This is a genomic window from Stenotrophomonas sp. 3diitr2024, from assembly GCF_042136455.1.
Taxonomy (GTDB): Bacteria; Pseudomonadota; Gammaproteobacteria; order Xanthomonadales; family Xanthomonadaceae; genus Stenotrophomonas; species Stenotrophomonas sepilia.
This window is the reverse complement of the sequence record NZ_JBHHMJ010000456.1, coordinates 1-2,840: the sequence shown is the minus strand read 5'-3', so window position 1 is coordinate 2,840 and position 2,840 is coordinate 1. Positions and strand designations below refer to the sequence as shown.

Sequence of the window (2,840 nt, the reverse complement as noted above, 5' to 3'; positions counted from 1 at the left end):
CCCCCCCCCCCACTACCGATCAGAGTCGCTCAGCCTTGCCGCTGGCCAGTGCGCGCGCGATCACCTGCTGCGCCTGCTGCGACGCCTGGGCATGCACGCGTGCCTGGCGCTCGCCCAAGGCGGCCTGCTGGCTACCCAGTGCCGCCTGGCGGCTGGCCAGTTCAGACTGCTGGCTGGCCAGGCGCTGCATGTCACGAGTGCGGCCGGACTGCGCGGCCTCGCTGCGGGCTTCCTGCATCGCACGGCGTGCCTCGGCGGCGGCCTCGCGTGCAGCCTCACGCGCAACGGCCACGTCGCTGGTTGCACCGCGCGCGGCCTTTGCCGCTTCCGCCGCCGCCTCGCGGTTGATGTCATGCGCGGCCATCGCACTGCGCGCGGCCTCGGCGGCGATCAGTGCGATGCGGCGCGATTGCTCGCCCTGCAGGCGGCCCATTTCACCCAGCTGCCTGCCGAGTTCGCCCTGCTGGCGACCCAACAGGCTTTGCTGGCGGCCCAGTTCGCTCTGCTGGCGGCCCAGCTCTACGGCACCGCTGTAGGCACGCTGCAGCGTCTGGATCAGCATCGGGTCACGCACCACGTAGCGCTTGTCACCCTGGCGGAACCACAACGCCGGGCCCTTGCCGAGCTGCCTGCGGGCCACCGTCACGTCGTCCATGCCGCCGTTGGCGAAGGTCGAATCACCATCAACCAGAACGAAGGCCTCCCGGGGCGACCTGCCCAGGTCCAGGCGACCGTAGGTGGTGATGGAGGTGGCGGCCGACGTCGCGCCTTCATCGTCTTCGGCCATGCCCGTGGCATCGTCGACTTCCGCCACATCGGCATCGTCGGGCCCGGTCGCGTCAGCGGGTTCGGCCGGCGCGGCCGGTGCTGCAGGCGCGGCCGGTGCCGCCGGCACGCCCGCGGCGGATGGCGGTGCGGCCGGAGCCTTGGGAGCCTTCGGCGGTGGTGGCGCCACGACCTTGGGTGCCGCCGGTGGCGCGGGCGGTGCCGGCGGTACCGGCGCAGCGACCAGCCGCATCGGCGCCACACCCACCAGTACCACGGCCGCCGTCAACGCCATCGCCAGGATGCGGGGGCAGGCACGGCGTGGCTGCAACGAGAGCAGGCGACGCTTGAGGCTGGTGGCATCCGGTGCGGCACTGGCCACGCCCAGGTGCGGCTGCGGTGCCACCCCCAGCTGCAGCAACAGACGGCCATAGGCCTGGCGGCTGGCAGCGTGCTGGCCCACCACCGCTGCGTCAACCGCTTCTTCGCGCGCTTGTGCATATTCACGCACCGACAGGCGCAGCAGCGGATGGAAGAAGAACAGGTGCTGGGCCAGCGCAGGCAGCAGGCCCCACTGCAGGTCCCGCCGCTGCAGGTGCTGCAGTTCGTGGGTCAGGGCCAGGTCCAGCGCGTCGCCCTGCAGGGCGTTGTCGCCAGCCGGCAACAGCAGCACCGGGCGGAACGGACCGACCAGCTGCGGTGCGTCCACCTGCGTGCTCATCCACAACCGCGGCGCAGGCCGCACGCCATGTGCATCGGAAGCCAGCTGCAGGGCCTGCACCAACGCCTGGTCCTCGCAGGGATAGGCCGCTGCCAGCAGCGCGCGGCAGCGACGCCACTCACCGAAGGTACGCAGCGCCATCAGCAGCACGCCGGATGCCCACAGCGCGGCCAGTGCGACGGCCCACCACGCCACTGCCGGTGCATCCGCTGCAGGCATCGGCATCGCGGCCAGCAACTGTGCCGAGGCCTCCGGGGCCAGCGGGTAGACGATGTCAGCGGCCACGTCGGTCGCGGTCATCGCCACCGCCTGCGGTGCGGGCAGCCAGGCCAACTGCAACGGCTGGCTCCAGAACAGGCCAAGCACGGCCTGCAGCGATACCAGCCACCACAGGCGGCAGCGGGTCGCCGCCGACAGTGACGGCAGCGCGCGGCACACGCCATATACCAGGGCTACCAGCAGCACGGTCTGCAGGCTGGTCCAGCCCAGGCGTTCCAGCATCGGGATCAGCATCGTGGTGTCCATGGCTCAGCCCTCGTGGCGACGCGATTGGAGTTGGGCGACCAGCGCTTCCAGTTCGGCCAGTTCGTTGTCGCTGACCTTCTGCCGCTGCGACAGATAGGCCACGAACGGCGACACCGAGCCCTGCAGGGTGTTGTCGACAAACTGCGCCACCGCGCCCTGCAGCACGCTCTGCGGGCCGCGGGTGGCCTGGTAGCGGTAGATACCGTCCTGTTGCCGGCGCTGAAGATACCCCTTCGCCCGCAGGCGCTCCATCATCGTCAGCACAGTGGAGCGGGCCAGCCCGCGGGCCTCGCCGTAGCCACTGGCGACCTCGCCGACACTGGCCGGCGCATGTTCATCGATGTACTGCAGCAGGGCCAGTTCCTGGTCCCCGATGGTCTTGCCGCGCATGACACCACTCCCTTGACTACACGTGTCGCCACTGTCAGCTTGACGACAGCTGTAGTCAACCCCCCGGAAGTCACGGGCCGACGAACGGTAGGGCACCGAGCGCTTAAACCTTCGACGCGCTGTCTGCATCCGATTCGCAACGCCCGCTGGAATTCCGCATGTTCCGCCCAACGCTCCGAGTCGTGCTCATGCTCATCAGTGCCCTGCCCTTCGCCGCCGTCTCTGCCAGCCAGGACCAGGCCAACGACCAGACCCGCCGCCTGATCCGCCAGATTATGCTGGAGCAGCGCATCCCCGGGCTGCAGGTCGCGGTGGTCAAGGACGGGCAGATCGTGCTCTCCGAAGCCTACGGCCTGGCCAACGTCGAGAACGGCGTGCTTGCCTCGCGGGACACCCGCTTCCCGCTCAATTCGGCCACCAAGGCGTTTACCGGCGTGGC

At 70.1% G+C, this 2,840-nt stretch carries 3 protein-coding genes; 1 reads left to right on the top strand and 2 read right to left on the bottom strand.

The features are described 5' to 3' along the window. Window positions 1–19 precede the first annotated feature (19 nt). Window positions 20–2,011 (bottom strand): M56 family metallopeptidase, encoded by a 1,992-nt coding sequence (locus ABGA94_RS11485; protein ID WP_375367327.1) that lies wholly within the window; start codon window positions 2,009–2,011, stop codon window positions 20–22. 3 nt (window positions 2,012–2,014) lie between these two features. Continuing rightward, window positions 2,015–2,401, bottom strand: coding sequence for a BlaI/MecI/CopY family transcriptional regulator (locus tag ABGA94_RS11480; protein WP_005421039.1), 387 nt, complete (start codon window positions 2,399–2,401; stop codon window positions 2,015–2,017). 188 nt (window positions 2,402–2,589) lie between these two features. Here ABGA94_RS11480 and ABGA94_RS11475 point away from each other — a divergent pair. After that, on the top strand, window positions 2,590–2,840 hold a 251-nt coding region (locus ABGA94_RS11475), incomplete at its 3' end, for a serine hydrolase (protein ID WP_375367325.1).